At 75.0% G+C, this 15619-nt stretch carries 14 protein-coding genes; 4 read left to right on the forward strand and 10 right to left on the reverse strand.

Annotated elements, in window-relative coordinates:
- Positions 1-139: 139 nt before the first annotated feature.
- The 4 genes from ACQRUO_RS16510 to ACQRUO_RS16525 all read right to left on the reverse strand — a co-directional run bounded on the left by ACQRUO_RS16510 (position 140) and on the right by ACQRUO_RS16525 (position 3193).
- Positions 140-394: a hypothetical protein gene (locus ACQRUO_RS16510; protein ID WP_428316673.1), complete on the reverse strand. Its 255-nt coding sequence runs from the start codon at positions 392-394 to the stop codon at positions 140-142.
- Positions 391-825: a hypothetical protein gene (locus ACQRUO_RS16515; protein ID WP_428316674.1), complete on the reverse strand. Its 435-nt coding sequence runs from the start codon at positions 823-825 to the stop codon at positions 391-393. The genes ACQRUO_RS16510 and ACQRUO_RS16515 overlap by 4 nt, the downstream gene beginning before the upstream one ends.
- A 125-nt stretch (positions 826-950) precedes the next feature.
- The gene (locus tag ACQRUO_RS16520; RefSeq protein ID WP_428316675.1) at positions 951-2474 is read right to left on the reverse strand and encodes a sensor histidine kinase; all 1524 of its coding nucleotides are present in this window, start codon (positions 2472-2474) and stop codon (positions 951-953) included.
- Entirely contained in the window at positions 2471-3193 is a 723-nt protein-coding gene (locus ACQRUO_RS16525) for a response regulator transcription factor (RefSeq protein ID WP_428316676.1), read from the reverse strand. Before ACQRUO_RS16525 ends, ACQRUO_RS16520 begins: the two co-directional genes overlap by 4 nt.
- Before the next feature lie 181 nt (positions 3194-3374).
- Here ACQRUO_RS16525 and ACQRUO_RS16530 point away from each other — a divergent pair, with 181 nt between their 5' ends.
- Complete coding sequence (locus ACQRUO_RS16530; protein ID WP_428316677.1) at positions 3375-3641, forward strand: GlsB/YeaQ/YmgE family stress response membrane protein; 267 nt, start codon at positions 3375-3377, stop codon at positions 3639-3641.
- A 45-nt stretch (positions 3642-3686) separates the two neighbouring features.
- Here ACQRUO_RS16530 and ACQRUO_RS16535 read toward each other — a convergent pair whose 3' ends face one another.
- Positions 3687-4256, reverse strand: a complete 570-nt coding sequence (locus ACQRUO_RS16535) for a dienelactone hydrolase family protein (protein ID WP_428316678.1) — start codon at positions 4254-4256, stop codon at positions 3687-3689.
- An 80-nt stretch (positions 4257-4336) separates the two neighbouring features.
- Between ACQRUO_RS16535 and ACQRUO_RS16540 the strand changes: the two genes are divergently transcribed.
- On the forward strand, positions 4337-5023 hold the full coding sequence (locus tag ACQRUO_RS16540; protein WP_428316679.1) for a helix-turn-helix domain-containing protein: 687 nt from the start codon (positions 4337-4339) through the stop codon (positions 5021-5023).
- A 7-nt stretch (positions 5024-5030) separates the two neighbouring features.
- On the opposite strand, the gene ACQRUO_RS16545 is transcribed toward ACQRUO_RS16540, so the two are convergent.
- The 4 genes from ACQRUO_RS16545 to ACQRUO_RS16560 all read right to left on the reverse strand — a co-directional run bounded on the left by ACQRUO_RS16545 (position 5031) and on the right by ACQRUO_RS16560 (position 10411).
- Complete coding sequence (locus ACQRUO_RS16545; protein ID WP_428316680.1) at positions 5031-5957, reverse strand: ADP-ribosylglycohydrolase family protein; 927 nt, start codon at positions 5955-5957, stop codon at positions 5031-5033.
- Positions 5958-6144: 187 nt separating this feature from the next.
- On the reverse strand, positions 6145-8154 hold the full coding sequence (locus ACQRUO_RS16550; RefSeq protein ID WP_428316681.1) for a putative Ig domain-containing protein: 2010 nt from the start codon (positions 8152-8154) through the stop codon (positions 6145-6147).
- 513 nt (positions 8155-8667) lie between these two features.
- Positions 8668-9294 (reverse strand): TetR family transcriptional regulator, encoded by a 627-nt coding sequence (locus ACQRUO_RS16555; protein WP_428316682.1) that lies wholly within the window; start codon positions 9292-9294, stop codon positions 8668-8670.
- 85 nt (positions 9295-9379) lie between these two features.
- Positions 9380-10411 carry an aldo/keto reductase gene (locus ACQRUO_RS16560; RefSeq protein ID WP_428316683.1) on the reverse strand — a complete coding sequence of 344 codons (1032 nt, stop codon included), beginning with the start codon at positions 10409-10411 and terminating at the stop codon, positions 9380-9382.
- 260 nt (positions 10412-10671) lie between these two features.
- Here ACQRUO_RS16560 and ACQRUO_RS16565 point away from each other — a divergent pair, with 260 nt between their 5' ends.
- Positions 10672-13185, forward strand: coding sequence for an RICIN domain-containing protein (locus ACQRUO_RS16565; RefSeq protein WP_428316684.1), 2514 nt, complete (start codon positions 10672-10674; stop codon positions 13183-13185).
- 106 nt (positions 13186-13291) lie between these two features.
- Here ACQRUO_RS16565 and ACQRUO_RS16570 read toward each other — a convergent pair whose 3' ends face one another.
- On the reverse strand, positions 13292-13594 hold the full coding sequence (locus ACQRUO_RS16570) for a GNAT family N-acetyltransferase (RefSeq protein ID WP_428316685.1): 303 nt from the start codon (positions 13592-13594) through the stop codon (positions 13292-13294).
- 639 nt (positions 13595-14233) lie between these two features.
- Here ACQRUO_RS16570 and ACQRUO_RS16575 point away from each other — a divergent pair.
- A complete protein-coding gene (locus ACQRUO_RS16575; protein WP_428316686.1) occupies positions 14234-15592 on the forward strand; it encodes a M20 family metallopeptidase in 1359 nt (452 codons plus the stop codon).
- The last annotated feature ends 27 nt before the right edge of the window (positions 15593-15619 follow it).

Below are 15619 nucleotides of genomic sequence, written 5' to 3' on the forward strand. Positions count from 1 at the left end.
CCCCCTACTCACGAATAGGAATTTTCAACCCCCCCGAAGGCTGGGGCGACCGCGCTGATCCGACGCGCATCGTCGGACCGGCCCTCGGGCGGCGGGGCGGCCGAACCCGATCCGCCCTCGCCGTTGACCTGACTGACAGTCAGTTGTTCTGTGCGGCATCCGAGTCGGCGGCCGAGGCCGCGCCGTCGGCGGCGTCTAGCTTCTGCTGCATGTCCTTCAGCTGCTGGTTCGCTCCGCCGGTCGGAGCGGCACCGGTGGCGCCCGCGCTCGGCGCGGCCGGGGTGGCCGTCCCGCCGCCCCCGCCGCCGCAGGCCGTGAGGGCCAGGGCGGCGAGGACGGCGGCCGCGGCCAGGCCGAGCGGGCGTCGGCCGGGCCGGTCGAGGAGGCGGGTCACTGGGCGGCCGGCGAGCTGCCGAGGCCCTGGGCGGAGCACCAACCGGCCACCGCGTTGAGGTCGTTCTGCCGGGTGGTCAGGGTCGGGATCAGGCTCTTGCGGTAGCTGAGCCGGTCGTTCAGGTAGGTGTAGATCGCGGTCTGGCCGGCGGTCTTGGCGTTGTCCACCCGCTGCTCCAGGCGGGCCACCGAACCGGCCTCGGTGACCGGGCCGTTGAGCCGGGTCAGCGCCTTCTGGAGGTGCGCCTGGGTCTTCGGCAGCCGCTTGCAGATCGCCTTGGCGCCGTCCCCGGTGGGCGCGGGCAGGCTGGCGGGCGCCGAGGGGCTGGCCGCCTGGGCGGGGGCGGCGGCCGCGAGCAGCGCGCCGCCGAGCGCGAGGGCGCCGAGCGTGGCGCCGGCCTTGCGGGGGGAGAGCTTGCGGTAGGAGCGCATGACGGAGTCCTCCGAGTCCGGAACGGGCTGGTGCGGTCCGGGTCCTGGGTGGCCCGGCCGAGCAGGACGGTAACGGGGCTCTTTGTGGATTCCTTGTGAGTCGCAGCCGGCTGTCGGCTGCTCGGTCAGTGCTCCGCCAACGCCTCCCCGCGGGCGCCGATCCAGTCGCGGCGAGCCGGCAGCGGCAGGGTCGGCGCCTCGGGGGTGACCAGCGGCAGCCGGACCTCGAAGCGGCAGCCGCGGCCGTTCGGCGCGGTGGCCACGGCGACCGTGCCGCGGTGCAGGGCCACCTGCTGCGCCACCAGGGTCAGGCCGAGCCCGGAGCCGGGGCTGTCCGGTCGGCGGTGGAACCGGTCGAAGACCGCGGCCCGCTCGGCCTCCGGGATGCCCGGGCCCTCGTCGTCCACGGTCAGCACCGCCTCGCCGGCGGCCCGGGTCAGGGTCACCGTGATCCGGCCCGGGGACCCGCCGTGCACCGCGGCGTTGGCCAGCAGGTTGTCGCAGACGATCCGCAGCCCGGCCTCCCAGCCGTGCACCCGCACCGCCGTACCCGCACCCGCCGGCGTACCCGCGGCCCCGCCCGCCAGCCCGCCCGGGGCCCCGCCGCCGCCCTCCGGTACCGCCAGCAGCACCGTCAGCTCGGGCCGCCGCCGGCGCAGCTCGGCGGCGGCCGCGGTGACCGGTTCGGCCAGGTCGAGTGCGCCGAAGGCCTCCTCCTCGACCAGGTCGCCGCGGGCCAGCGTGCGCAGCGCGGTGAGCAGGTCGAGCAGCCGGCGGTGGTCGGTGCGCAGGTCGGTGATGATCTCGTCCCGGTCGGCGGCCGGCAGGTCGGGGTGGGCGGCGAGCACGTCGAGGTTGGTCTGCAGACCCATCAGCGGGGTGCGCAGCTCGTGCGAGGCGGCGGCGGAGAAGGAGCGTGCGGTCTCCAGCGCCTGGGCGGTGCGGGCCACCTGGTCGTCGTACCGGGCCAGCGCGCTGGAGAGCGCGGCGGCCAGCTCGTCCACCTCGCCGATCCCGCTGCGCTGGTGCCCGAAACCGGCCGCGCCGGCCCGCGGGTCCAGCGCGGCGGCGCGCCGGCCGAGCCGGCTGAGCGGTGCGGTGGCGCGCCGGGCCAGCCCGAAGGCGAGCAGCCCGGAGAGCGGTGCGGCGAGCAGGGTGACCAGGACGATCCGGCCGCGGATCGCGCCGATCTGGGCGTCGGTGGCCGAGACCGGTGTGGCCACCCAGAGGGTGCCCGGGTCGGCCCCGGCCACCTGGCGGGCCAGCACCCGGTAGGCCCGCCCGCCGGACTGCACGGTCAGCGGGCCGAGCGTGCCGGTGCGGGGGGCCGGCAGGGCGGCCGCGTCGGGCAGCGGACCGCCGGCGGTCAGCTGGGTGCCGTTCGCGTTCTCCACCAGGACGCCGACGTCCATCGCGGCGTCCAGCACCTTGCGGTGCTGGTTCTGCTCCACCCGGGTGCGGCCCTGCTGGTCGGCGTCGAGCAGGGTGCGGACGTCGGGGAGGGCGGCCTGGGCGCGGTCGCGCAGCTTGCCGTCCTGCTCGTTGCGCAGGTCGTGGGTGACCAGGCCGAGCAGCAACGCGCTGGTGCCGAGCAGCAGCAGCGGCAGCAGCACCGCGGCCCAGATCGCGATCCGGGTGGCGAGCCTCATCGCCGACCCCCGCCGGCCGGGCCCGGTTCGGGCAGCCGCAGCACGAAACCCACCCCGCGCACGGTGTGGATCAACCGCGGCCGCCCGCCCTCCTCCAGCTTCCGCCGCAGGTAGCTGACGAAGGTGTCGACGGCGTCGGTGCGCACGTCGAAGTCGTACCCCCAGACCCGGTCCAGCAACTGGTCGCGGGTCAGCACCAGTCCGGCGTTGCGGGCCAGGTGCTCCAGCAGCTCGAACTCCCGCCGGGTCAGGTGCACCGGCAGGCCGTCCCGCCGCACCTCACGGGTGCCGGGCGCGATCTCCAGCGGCCCGACCCGCAGCACCCCGTCGCCCGCCGGCGGCCGCCGCCGCAGCAGCGCGCGCAGCCGCAGCACCAACTCCTCCAGCGCGAACGGCTTGACCAGGTAGTCGTCCGCCCCGGCCTGCAGCCCGGCCACCCGGTCGGCCAGCTCGTCCAGGGCGGAGAGCATCAGCACCGGGGTGTCGCTGCCCTGCTCGCGCAGCAGTCGGCAGACCTCGGTGCCGGGCAGGTCCGGCATCGAGACGTCCAGCACCAGCACGTCCGGCGGCTCGGCGGCCAGCTGCTCCAGCGCGGCCCGACCGCCGCCGGCCGAGCGCACCGCGAAACCGCTCAGCCGCAGCCCCCGCTCCAGCGAGCGGCGGATCGTGTCGTCGTCGTCCACCACCAGCACTCGCCCGGCACTGTCACCGCTGGCCATCGGCGCTCCTCGCTCGCTCGCCCGGGCTGCCACCGGGACGGGCGCCCACGGTCGCACGCGCGGATGAGAGTTCTCTCATCGAAAGGGGGGTAGCGATCGGTGGGTGCATGCACCGTGCGCAACCGGGGGTCGGCCCGCCCGCGTCCTGACCGACGGGCCGCGAACAGAGGAGCTGTGCGAGATGGACCTCACCCGCTGGATCGTGCTCGGCCTGGCGACCGGCCTGATCGCGAGGTTCCTGCTCCCGGGGCGGGACCCCGGTGGCCTGGTCGTCACCACGCTGATCGGCGTCGCCGGCTCCTTCCTCGGCAGCCGTCTCTCGGCGCGCTACCTGCACCAGCGCATCGTCCACGACTTCGGCGACCCGGCCAACTGGGTCGCCTCCGTCGCGGGCGCGGCGATCCTGGTGGTCGTCTTCCGCACCTTCTTCGGCACCTTCCGCGACTAGGAGCTGTCCGGCGCCGTCGCTCCCCGGCGCCGTCGCTCCCCGGCGTCAGAGCGCGGCGAGGAAGTCCAGCACCCGCCGGGTGACCAGCCGGGTGGCGTCCGGGTCGAACGAGGCCAGCGAGCTGTCCGTGAACAGGTGCCGGTCGCCGGGGTAGAGGAACAGCTCGGCCGCCGCGGCCTCGCCGACCAGGGCCTTGGCGGCCTCGAGGTCCTCGGTGAAGTACGGGTCGTGCGCCGCGGCGTGCAGCTGGACCGGCACCTCGGCCGGCCAGGCCTCGCCGAACTCGGTGACCGGCACGACCGCCTCGAAGAGCAGCGCCCCGCGGGCACCCGCCCGGGTCTGGGCCAGCTGCTGGGCCGGCAGCACGCCGAGCGAGAAGCCGCCGTAGACGACCTCGGCCGGCAGCCCCTCGGCGGCTCGCACGCCGCGCTCGACGACCTCCCCGAAGCCGAGCTGCCGGGCGTGGTCGACGCCGGCCTCGACGGTGGCGAAGGTGCGCCCGTCGAACAGGTCGGGGGTGTGCACGGTGTGGCCGGCGGCGCGCAGGGCGTCGGCGAAGGCGATGACGCCGGGGGTGAGCCCCTGGGCGTGGTGGAAGAGGACGACCTCGGTCATCTGCGAACCCCCTGGACGCGGTGCGGGCCACGGCGGAACTGCCGGTGGCGAACGATCCGGAACTCTAGAATGATCGAGGGGTGTCGATCAATCCCCGCTTCCCCGACTACGACCTCGCCGAGCTCGTCGAGGTGACCGCCCCGCCCCAGCTGCGCGCGCTCGCCCACCCGCTGCGCGACGCGATCCTCGAACTGCTGCTGGAACGCGCCGCCACGGTCACCGAGCTGGCGGCCGCGGTCGGCCGGCCGAAGAGCACCGTCGCCCACCACGTGGGCGTGCTGCTCGACGCCGAGCTGCTGACGGTGGTCCGGACCCGGCGGGTGCGGGCGATCGAGGAGCGCTACTACGGCCGCACCGCGCGGGTCTTCTTCGTCGGCCAGGTCGGTCCGACCGAGGGCGTCACGGTGCCCTACTGCGTCAACGACCTGGCCACCGCCGCCGCCGAGTCGCTGCCCGCGCACGAGGCGGACCGGCTCTACTCGATCATCCGGCACGTTCGGATCCCGCGCGAGCAGGCCCGTGAGTTCTGGGGCCGGGTGCTGGAGCTGGCCGGCGAGTACGCCCAACTGCCGCGCGGCGGCGACGAGGTGTACGGCTTCGCGGCCGGGCTCTACCCGACCGACTTCCCGGCGCTGCCGGCCACGCCCGATGCGGAGCCGGCAGCGCCCGAGCAGGCCACGCCCGGCCCGGCGTCGGCAGCGCCCGATCAGGCTGCGCCCGAGCCGGCAGTGCCCGGTCAGGCAGCGCCCGATCCGGGCGCTGCCTGACGGAACCTCAGCGTGCGGTCACCTCGCCGACCCAGCCCGGCAGCGCCTCCCGGGCCGCCAGCCACTGCGCGGGAACCCCCGCCACGCCGGTGCGGGCCGCGACCACCCCGCCGGCGATGGCGCAGGTGGTGTCCATGTCGCCCCAGCCGCCGAGCGTGGTCCACAGCGCCGCCGGCAGGTCGTCGAGGTGGCCGGCCGCCGCCCAGAGGGCGAACGGCACGGTGTCCTGGGCCGACAGCTGCAGGCCGGAGCCGAGCACCACGGCGGCGTGCCGCACGCTCGCGGTGACCGGCAGGCGAGCCGCGACCCGCAGGCCGGAGCGCACGTCGCTGTCCGGCAGCAGGGCGGCGACCTCGGTCAGCAGCTCGGCCCGGGTCGGCGCGGCCGAACCGCGGCTGCGCGCGGCCAGCGCCGCCGCCAGGGCGACCGCGAGCGCACCGGCGGCCGCCTCCGGGTGGAAGTGGGTGACCAGCGTGGAGCGGTGCGCCTGGTCGGCCACCGCGGCGAGGTCGGCGGCGAAGTGGGCGCCCAGCGGGGCCACCCGCATCGCCGCGCCGTTGCCGTGCGAGCCCTGGCCGCCGAAGGCCGCCGAGGTGATCGCCCGCCAGTCCCTGCCCTCCTCGATCTCGCGCAGCACCCGGTGCATCGACGGCCCGTACTTGCGGCCGGGGTCGGCGGTGTAGGCGGCGGCGAACTCGCGGGCCAGCGCGTCCTGGCGCACCTCGCCGTACTCGGCCAGGTGGTAGGTCAGCACCAGGGCCATCGCCGAGTCGTCGGTCCAGCCCCAGGGCGCGGGCCGGACGGCCCGGGCGGCCAGCTCCAGCTCCGCCTCGTCCGGCTTGAGCGGGAACCAGCGGTCGCCGAAGGCATCACCGAGGGTCAGTCCCTGCAGGCTGTCGAGGGCGGCGACGGGGGCGGACAGCGGGGCGGACACGGGATTCCTCCGGGTGGTCTCGGGTGGACGATGGCCCGATTCTCCCGGTCAGGGGCGGTGGGGGACACTCCTTTTTCCTCCGGTGCCCGCGGGTTTGGTGTCGCAGTACCAGTCGCAGTACCAGGGGGGCCGTGGCACACGGCCACGGCCCCGGAGTACTGGTGCGGTCAGCGCTGCTGAGCCGGCCTCAGCTCGCGTTCAGCGCGGTGTCGTCGATCACGAAGCTGGTCTGGTCGGGGGAGTCGTTCTCCACACCGCTGAACGTCACGGTCACGCTCTGGCCGGCGAGGGAGGCGGGGAGCGCGATGCTCTCCTGGGTGTAACCGGTGTTGGCGTCCAGGTTGGTGTAGCCGGCCACGGTGGTGCCGTTGGCCGTGACGGTCAGCGTGTCGGTGCCGTCACCGCTGACCTTGGCGGTGTCGACGTGCAGCCAGAAGCTGAGCGTCGCGGAGCAGTTGGCCGGGACGGTGACGGTCTGGGCCAGGGTGTCGGTGTGCGCGGCGCCGTAGCCGTCCAGCCAGGCGTCCCAGTTGCCGGAGTGGGCGGGCTCGGAGACGGTGTCGTTGTTGAGCACGCCGGAGGTCGCGGTCCAGGGCGCGGCGCTGCCGGTCTCGAAGCCGGGGTTGCCGAGCAGTTGGCCGCCGCCGGTGCAGGTGCCGCCGCTGCCGGTGACGGTCCAGCCGAAGGAGGTCGAGCCGGTGGCGCCGGTGGTGTCCTTGGCGGTGACGGTGACCTGGTAGCTGCCCGCGGTGGTCGCGGTGCCGGAGACCAGCCCCGAGGAGCTGATCGACAGGCCGGTCGGCAGGCCGGTGGCGGAGTAGCTCAGGGTCTGGCCGGCGGCGCTGTCGGTGGCCTTGAGCTGCAGGCTGACCTTGCCGCCGACCGCGGTGCTCTGGCTGCCGGGGTCGGTCACCGAGACGGTGTTGCCGCCGGTGCTGCCGCCCGCGGTGAAGGCGGCCAGGCCGTTGGGGGTGCCCCAGCCGGTCGGGCCGTCGTAGCCGGGACCCGCGGTGCACAGGTAGCTCGGCGAGCAGGTGCCGTTGTTGCCGCTGGTGACGTCGTTCAGCGCCGAGGTGTGCTGGTACGGGTACTTGGCGGGGTAGTCGCTCGCGCCGGGGGTGCCGGCGTCGGCGTAGACCGAGGCGATGATCGGCGAGGAGGCGCTGGTGCCGCCGTAGACGTTCCAGCCGCTGCCGCCGTAGGTCTGGTAGACCGCGACGCCGGTGGCCGGGTCGGCGACCGCGGAGACGTCGGCGATGGTGCGGTTGCTGCAGCCGCTGTCGGTCTGCCAGCTCGGCTTGGGGTCGTAGGCCGAGCAGCCGGAGCCGGTGCCCTCGGTGCTGGAGGTGCTCCACACCGACTCGCTCCAGCCGCGGGCGCTGGAGTCCTTGGTCAGCGCGGTACCGCCGACAGAGGTGACGTACTGCGAGGCGGCCGGGTACTCGGCGCCGTAGGCGGAGTCACCCGCGGAGACCGTGATGGCCACGCCCGGGTGGTCGAAGTACTGGCTGTCCGAGCTGGTGTCGGTGGCGTCCTCGGAGCCGCCGTAGCTGTTGGAGACGAACTTCGCGCCCTGCGAGACCGCCTGGTTGACCGCGGTGCCCAGGTCGCTCATGTTCGCCGAGGTGGCCTCGACCAGCAGGATGTGCGCGTTGGGCGCGACCGCCGAGACCATGTCCAGGTCGAGCGAGATCTCGCCGGCCCAACCGGTGTCGGCGGTCGGGTAGCTGGTGCTGCCGTCCTGGGCGATCTTCTTGAAGCAGCCGTTCGCGGTGGTGCAGGCCGGCAGGCCGTACTGGGAACGGTAGGTGGCCAGGTCCGACTCGGCGTTCGGGTCGTCCTGCGCGTCGACGATGGCCACCGTCTGGCCGCTGCCGCCGTCGGCCGGCAGCTTGTAGGCGCTCTGCAGGTCGCTCGGGCCGAAGCCGGACGGGGTGGCGTTCGGGGAGATCGCGTGCAGCGCGAAGGCGTGCGGCTGGACCACGTCGGTGCGGACCAGCGCGAGGCAGGCCATCTCGCCGGGGTGGGTGGGCGCGGCGCAGGAGTGCCGCACCGCGACCTGGTCGGCGCTCTGGGCGCCGGCGGCGTGGGCGGTCGGGGCCAGCAGGCCGAGGGCGGCGAGTGCGGTGCTCGGCAGGACGGCGGTCAGCGCGCGCAGCTTGCGCGGGCGTGGGCCGGCCGGGAGGTGGGTGCGCAAAGGAGAACCCTCCGTGGGGGTCGGGGCCGCGTCCGGCCGGCCTGGGGTACGGCCGGGGGACCGGGGCGGGCCCGTGCTGGTGGATCTCGGCACGTGCGGACGGCCCGGCGGCTGGTGGCCGCGGGCCGGACCGGGCCGCGTGCGGGTGCATGCCGCGGGCGGCGCGGTGTGGTGCGGATGCGCGGGGTGGTGCCTGGTGCGTGGTGCCTGGTGGGTGGTGCGGACGCGCTGAACGGTCGGGTGGGGGTGAACGAGCGCGCGGATCCGGGGCGGGCCGCCAGGGTGACACCGGACGCCCCGTTCGATGTCACGGTCATGACAGCCAGATGGCCCCACACCGGCCCGGTGTTGAGGTGGGCCGGTGTGGGGCTGACGTTAGTTCGCACTCCCGACGAGCGGCAAGCCGCAGGTCGGGAACTTTACCTGGACGAAATCCGGAACTCGGGTGACCAGTGGGGCGGATGACGGGGAGTCATGCCATGGCGGGCCTTGATCCCCGGAGGTGCCGCAGCGTCACTTCCCCGTTGCGCGGGGCTTCGCCTCGCCGCCCCAAGGGCCGCGCAGACCGGCGTGCAGCAGGGCCCAGACGCCCTCGAAGTCGGTGGTGGAGCGGCGCTCGTCGGCCCACTCGGCGGCGTGCGCCGGGTCGTGGAAGTGGGCGCTGGCCTGGAACACCGCGCGGGCCGCGACCTCGACCGGGACCGGGCTGAACTCGCCCTGCCAGATGCCGTCCTGGATGATGTGCGCGATCTGCGCGGTGAGCGTGGCGATGTGCGCGTCCACGGTGCTGCTGTGCTCGGCCACCAGGGCCAGGTAGGTGGCGAACAGCTCGGGGTCGTCCAGCGCCTTCTTGCGCTTGGCCGCGAACAGGGTGGCCAGCCAGCGGCGCAGCCGCTCGCCGGCCGGGCCGGTCTCCACCGTGATCGACTGCAGGCTGTCGTGCGCCTGGTCCAGCCAGCGCTGGGTGACCGCCTCGCGCAGCGCGGCCTTGCTGGGGAAGTGGCGGTAGACGCTGCCGTGGCTGACGCCCAGGGTGCGCGCGATGTCCACCACGGTCGCCTTGGTCGGGCCGAACCGGCGCAACACGTCCTCGGCCGCGCTGAGGATCTGCTCGGGGGAGAGGGTGCTGTCGGTGGTCACGGGTCGGTGTCCTTCACTGTCCGGCGGGGGCGGTGGACGGCGCCGCCGGCCGGCCCGGGGCGGGTGCCCGGGCCGGCCGGTCACCTCAGTGCTCGCGGTGTGCGGCGGTCGCGCTCTGCTCGCTGTCGAGGTGGGCCATCTGTGCGGCAGCGTACCGGTCGCCGGCGGCGGACCCGGCCGGGACGGCCGCCTCGATGGCCGCGAGGTCGGCCTGGTCGAGGTGCAGGTCGAGCGCGCCGAGCGCCTCGGCGAGCCGGTCCCGGCGGCGGGCGCCGACCAGCGGGACGATGTCCTCGCCGCGGCCGGCGACCCAGGCGATCGCCACCTGGGCGGTGCTGGCGCCCTTGGCCTCGGCGATCGTGCGCAGCGCCTCGACCAGGGCCAGGTTGTGGGTCAGGTTCTCGCCCTGGAAGCGCGGGCTGAAGCCGCGGAAGTCGGTGCCGGCCAGCTCCCGCTGCTGGGTCCAGTGGCCGCTGAGCAGGCCGCGGGAGAGCACGCCGTAGGCGGTCACGGCGATGCCCAGCTCGCGGGCGGTGGGCAGCACCTCGGCCTCCAGGCCGCGGGAGAGCAGGGAGTACTCGATCTGCAGGTCACTGATCGGGTGCACGGCGGCGGCCCGGCGCAGGGTGTCGGCGCCGACCTCGGAGAGGCCGATGTGGCGCACGTAACCGGCCTTCACCAGGTCGGCGATGGCGCCCACGGTCTCCTCGATCGGGACCTGGGGGTCGAGCCGGGCGGGGCGGTAGACGTCGATGTGGTCGGTGCGCAGGCGGCGCAGCGTGTAGGCGAGGGCGGTCTTGGTGGCCGCGGGGCCGGCGTCGTAGCCGAGCCAGGCGCCGTCGGGGCCGCGCTGGGCGCCGAACTTCACGCTGAGCTGGACCTCCTCGCGGTTGCGGCCGCGCAGCGCTTCGGCGATCAGCAGCTCGTTGTGGCCCATCCCGTAGAAGTCGCCGGTGTCGATCAGGGTGATGCCGGCGTCCAGGGCGGCGCCGAGGGTCGCGATGCTCTCGGCCTCGTCGGCCGGGCCGTAGAGGTCGGACATGCCCATGGCGCCGAGGCCGATGGCGGAGGTGGTGGGGCCGGTGCGGCCGAGCTTGCGGGTCGGGAGGGAGGTCATCGCGTGCTCCGGGGGTGTCGATGCGGGGGGTGCGAGAACAACATTGGCATGACAGCTGACAGATTTCAATATCTGTCAGCGCATATCTGTCACCCGTCATCTGCCATCCGCCCGCCGGACACGCGCAACTGTCCTCCCGTCCCTGGTCCTTGACGGACCCTCACCCGCTCCCTACCGTTTGCTTTTGCTCAGTTGCGTTCGTTTTTCCGCACCCCCCGCGCACAATCCACCACGGCGAACCACGGGAGGACCGCACCCAGATGCGAAGCGACCCCCGCACCCCCCACCCCCGGGCCCACCCCCAGCACCACCCCCGCGCCCGGCGCACCGCCCCCGCCGCCTTGGCGGTGCTCACGCTCTGCCTGGCCCTGTTCACCGGGCGCGCCCAAGCCGCCCCCACCGGACCCGCCCAGGCCACGCCCGCCCGGACCCAGGCCCTCGCCCCCACCGCGATCACCGTCGACGGCACCTCGCCCGGCCGCACCTTCGACGGCGTCGGCGCCATCAGCGGCGGCGGCGGCAACTCCCGGCTGCTGCTCGACTACCCCGAGCCCGAACGCAGCCGGATCCTCGACACCCTCTTCAAGCCCGGCGCCGGCGCCGCGCTGCAGATCCTCAAGGTGGAGATCGGCGGCGACACCAACTCCACCGACGGCGCCGAGTCCTCGATCGAGCACACCCGCGGCGCGATCGACTGCGACAACGGCTACGAGTGGTGGCTGATGGAGCAGGCCAAGGCCCGCAACCCCGGCATCAAGCTCTACGCCCTCTCCTGGGGCGCCCCCGGCTGGATCGGCAACGGCAGCTTCTGGTCCCAGGACATGGTCGACTACCTGGTCTCCTGGCTCGGCTGCGCCAAGCAGCACGGCCTGACCATCGACTACCTCGGCGGCTGGAACGAGCGCGGCTACAACGCCGGCTGGTACGAGAACCTGCACGCCACCCTGGCCGCCAAGGGCTACGGCAGCACCAAGGTGGTCGGCGCCGACGACACCTGGGCGATCGCCACCGCGATGCGCGGCGACGGCGCGCTGAACGACGCCGTGGACATCGTCGGCACCCACTACCCCTGCGGCTACATGTCCGCGATGACCAGCTGCAGCAGCACCCCCGACGCCCTGGCCACCGGCAAGCCGCTCTGGGCCAGCGAGAACGGCTCGGAGGACGCCGACACCGGCGCCGCCCCGATCGCCCGCGCACTCAACCGCGGCTACCTGGACGCCAAGCTGACCGCCTTCATCAACTGGCCGCTGGTCGCCGCGCTCTACCCCAACCTGGGGTTCAACACGATGGGCCTGGTCACCGCGGACCAGCCCTGGTCCGGGGCCTACTCGGTCGGCCGCGGCACCTGGGCGATCGCGCAGACCAGCCAGTTCACCGCCCCCGGCTGGCAGTACCTGGACACCGCCTCGGGCTACCTGGCCGGCAACCGGGCCGACGGCAGCTACGTCAGCTACGCCGCCCCCGACCGCAGCGCCTGGAGCACCGTCTTCGAGACCATGGACGCCACCGGCCCGCAGACCGTGACCCTGCGGGTCGCGGGCGGCCTGCCGGCCGGCGCCCTGCACGTCTGGTCGACCGACTTCTCCTCCGCGACCGCCACCGCCCACCTGGTGCCGGGCCCGGACCTGACCCCGGTCGCCGGCGGCTACCAGCTCACCCTGCAGCCCGGCCGCATCTACACCGTGACCACCACCACCGGCCAGGGCGCGGGCACCGTCGCCTCGCCGCCCCGCGCCCCGCTCGCGCTGCCCTACCAGGACAGCCTGGCGGGCACCGGCACCGGCCAGGAGGCCCGCTACTTCAGCAGCATGAACGGCGCCTTCGAGACCGAGCCGTGCGCCGGCGGCCGCTCCGGCAGCTGCCTGCGCCAGCAGGCCCCGACCACCCCGATCCGGTGGACCGACGAGACCGGGGACCAGCCCTACGCCACCATGGGCGACCTGGGCTGGAGCAACTACTCGGTCGCCGCCGACGTGCTGCTGGAGCAGTCCGGCACCGCCGAGCTGCTCGGCCGGGTCGGCACCCAGGGTCGCAACAACAACGGCCTGAACGCCTACAACCTGCGGGTCGGCGACGACGGCAGCTGGACCGTGCTCAAGGACGGCCAGGGCTGGACCTTCACCACCCTGGCCGGCGGCAAGGTCGCCCCGCTGGGCCTGAACACCTGGCACCACGTCGCGCTGACCTTCCAGGGCAGCAGCATCACCGCCACCCTGGACGGCGTCACCCTCACCACCCTGACCGACGGCAGCTACGGCGCCGGCCAGATCGCGCTCGGCACCGGTGGCTACTACGCGGCGCAGTTCGCGAACCTGTCCATCACCCCGGGCCCGAGCACCCCGCTGGACGGCACCTACCAGCTGGTCAACGGCAACAGTCAGCAGCTGCTGGACGCCGCCAACCAGGGCACAGCCGCCGGCACCCCGATCATCCAGTGGCCGGACGACGGCGGGGCCAACCAGCAGTGGCGGCTGACCGGCACCGGTGACGGCTACTACACGATCACCGGGGTGGGCAGCGGCAAGGCGCTGGAGGTCCCGGCGGCGGCCCCGATGCCCGGTCTCCAGCTGGACCTCGGCACGCCGACCGGCGCCGCCGACCAGCAGTGGCGGGTGATCCCGGCGGCCGGCGGCGGCTACACCCTGGAGTCGCGGGCCGACGGCGACCTGGTCGACGTCGACGGGGCCTCGCTCGCCTTCGGCGCCCAGGCCATCCAGTGGCCGCCCAACGGCGGCGCCAACCAGAGCTGGCAGCTGACCCCCGTCGGCTGACCCCGGCACCCCCGAGGTGGCCCACCGCCGGAACCCGGCGGTGGGCCACTGCCGGGTTCCGCCCCGGTCCGCGCCCACCTCGGCCCCGGACCGCCCCCGCCTCGGCTCAGTCGCTGACCCGGCTCCGGTTCTGGTAGGCGAGGTCCTGGTACTCGGGGTGCCGCACCATCCAGGCGCTGATGAACGGGCAGGTGGCCAGCACCGGCAGCCCCCGCGCCCGGGCGTCGTCCAGTGCGGCCCGGGCCAGCGCCCCGCCCACCCCCCGCCCCTCGAAGGCGGGGTCCACGTCGGTGTGCGGGTAGACCACCAGCCGGTCGGTGCGCAGGTACTCGGCGAAGCCGGCGCCCGCGCCGTCCACCGCCGCCTCGAAGCGGTGCGCCGACGGGTTGTCCCGCACGGTCACGGCCATCTGGTTCGTTCCTTCCGACGCGCGGCACGGGCGGGCACCCGCTGACGGGTGCTCAGTGCTGCCATCATCGCGACCCGCACCGCGCGCGCCCGCGCTGACGCCCCGTGAGTCCCCGCACTCGTACCGGCGGGCGACCCGGCCGTCACCCATCCGGCGTGGATCGGTGCGCCGTTGGCGGTTCGCGATGCTGAACGGCGGCGGCGGGTCCATCGTGGAGGGGTGGGTGCGACCCACGGCCCCCCGGCCCCATCGCCGCACCCGCACCGGCCGGTCCGGGTCCGAGCGCCGCGACGTGCCAACAGCCGCGCCCCGACACCTTGCCAGCAACCCCTGGCGAGCCCCGCGCACGCCCCTGGCCCGGTCTGCGGTACTGGGCCACCTCGCCGGAAACCTCCACGTTCTTCTAGGCTCACTCCGGCTTCCCCTGCCACGGTGTCACCCACGCCGCAACGTGGAGGCCGCTGCCCCACGGTGGGTCCCGGTCGTCCGGGGCCTCCGGATCGAGCGAGGAGGACGAATGTCGAGCAGCCGTTCCATCGCACCACGCACCCCTCGGCCACCCGCCGGGGCGCTGGTGCCGACCGGCCCGGCACCGGCGCCCGGCGCGCTGAGTACGCGATGCCGCCGCGGAGGTGCCCGGTGACTCCGCGCACCACCGCAGAACCCGGCGGTGCGGCGTCGGCCGGTCCGGCCGACGGCCCGCTGCCGCCGGCCCCGTCGTCGGTCGGGAAGCTGCCGGAACCGCAGTCCGCGGACCGGCAGCGCGCAGCCGACCCGGCGGCCGGGTCGGACGAGCGGCCCGACCTGCCGAGCACGCTCAACGCGCGGGCCCGCACGCTCTGCGGCGCGGTCCGGCGGCGCTGCGTCCAGCTGGCCAACATCGAGTCCCCGAGCGGCGACGCCGAGCGGCTGAACCTGCTCGCCGAGGAGCTCTCGGCCGGGTACCGGGCGACCGGGGCCCAGGTCAGCCGGGAGCGCGGCCCGGCCGGCGACCACCTGCTGCTGCGCTGGCCCGGCCAGCACGAGGACCTGCCGCACCTGCTCGTCGTCGGACACCACGACACCGTCTGGCCCGCCGGCACCCTGGCGGACTGGCCGGTCACCGAGCACGACGGTGTGCTCAGCGGACCTGGCGTGCTCGACATGAAGGGCGGCCTGGCCCTCCTCGAAGGCGCCTTCGCCCTCCTCGCCGATCTCGGCCTGCGCCCGTACCACTCGGTGCGGGTGGTGGTGACCGCGGACGAGGAGGTCGGCAGCCCGGACGGCCGCCGCGTGGTGGAGCGCCAGCTCCCCGGCGCCGCCGCCGTCCTGGGCCTGGAACCGCCGCACGAGGACGGCCGGCTGAAGACGGCCCGGCGCGGCGTCAGCCGGGTCCGGCTCACCGTCACCGGCCACGAGGCGCACGCCGGCAACCACCCGGAGGACGGCACCTCGGCGGTGGACGAGCTGGTCGACCAGCTGGTCGCGGTCCGCGACCAGCTCGGCCACCAGCCGGGCACCGAGCTGAACACCGGCCGGATCCGCGGCGGCACCCGGGCCAACGTGGTGGCCGGGCAGGCCGAGGCCGAGCTGGGCCTGCGCTTCGCCACCCCGGAGGCGCAGCGCACCACCCTGGAGAGCCTGGCCCACCTGACCGCGCTCCGTCCGGGCGCGTTGATCACCACCGAGGTGCTGTCCAGCCGACCGGCCTGGCCGGAGCGGGCCAACGGCCACGCCCTGCTGGACCACGTGGGCTCACTGGCCGCCGCGCTCGGCCAGCAGGTGGCCGGGGCACCGGCCGGTGGCGCCGGTGACACCAACCTGGCGGGCGCCCGCGGCCTGCCCACGCTGGACGGGCTGGGTGCGGTCGGCGCCGGGCCGCACGCCCGCGACGAGCGGATCGCCCTGGACCAGCTGGCGCCGCGGATCGCGCTGCTGGCCGGCCTGCTCGCGATGCCGCTGCCGCGGCTGAAGCCGCGTGCCGGCGGCCCGGAGGTCGTCCGCCGCGCCCGGCCCTGATCGGCCGACCGGGCGGGCCCGACTCCC

The organism is Kitasatospora sp. LaBMicrA B282 (assembly GCF_050325825.1).
Taxonomy (GTDB): Bacteria; Actinomycetota; Actinomycetes; order Streptomycetales; family Streptomycetaceae; genus Kitasatospora.

Bases quoted from the DNA above. Each gene is read 5' to 3' on its own strand.
- ACQRUO_RS16530 (WP_428316677.1), top strand. From the start codon at position 3,375: ATGGACCTCACCCGCTGGATCGTGCTCGGCCTGGCGACCGGCCTGATC.
- ACQRUO_RS16570 (WP_428316685.1), bottom strand. From the start codon at position 13,594: ATGGCCGTGACCGTGCGGGACAACCCGTCGGCGCACCGCTTCGAGGCG.
- ACQRUO_RS16560 (WP_428316683.1), bottom strand. From the start codon at position 10,411: ATGACCTCCCTCCCGACCCGCAAGCTCGGCCGCACCGGCCCCACCACC.
- ACQRUO_RS16565 (WP_428316684.1), top strand. From the start codon at position 10,672: ATGCGAAGCGACCCCCGCACCCCCCACCCCCGGGCCCACCCCCAGCAC.
- ACQRUO_RS16515 (WP_428316674.1), bottom strand. From the start codon at position 825: ATGCGCTCCTACCGCAAGCTCTCCCCCCGCAAGGCCGGCGCCACGCTC.
- ACQRUO_RS16520 (WP_428316675.1), bottom strand. From the start codon at position 2,474: ATGAGGCTCGCCACCCGGATCGCGATCTGGGCCGCGGTGCTGCTGCCG.
- ACQRUO_RS16525 (WP_428316676.1), bottom strand. From the start codon at position 3,193: ATGGCCAGCGGTGACAGTGCCGGGCGAGTGCTGGTGGTGGACGACGAC.
- ACQRUO_RS16535 (WP_428316678.1), bottom strand. From the start codon at position 4,256: ATGACCGAGGTCGTCCTCTTCCACCACGCCCAGGGGCTCACCCCCGGC.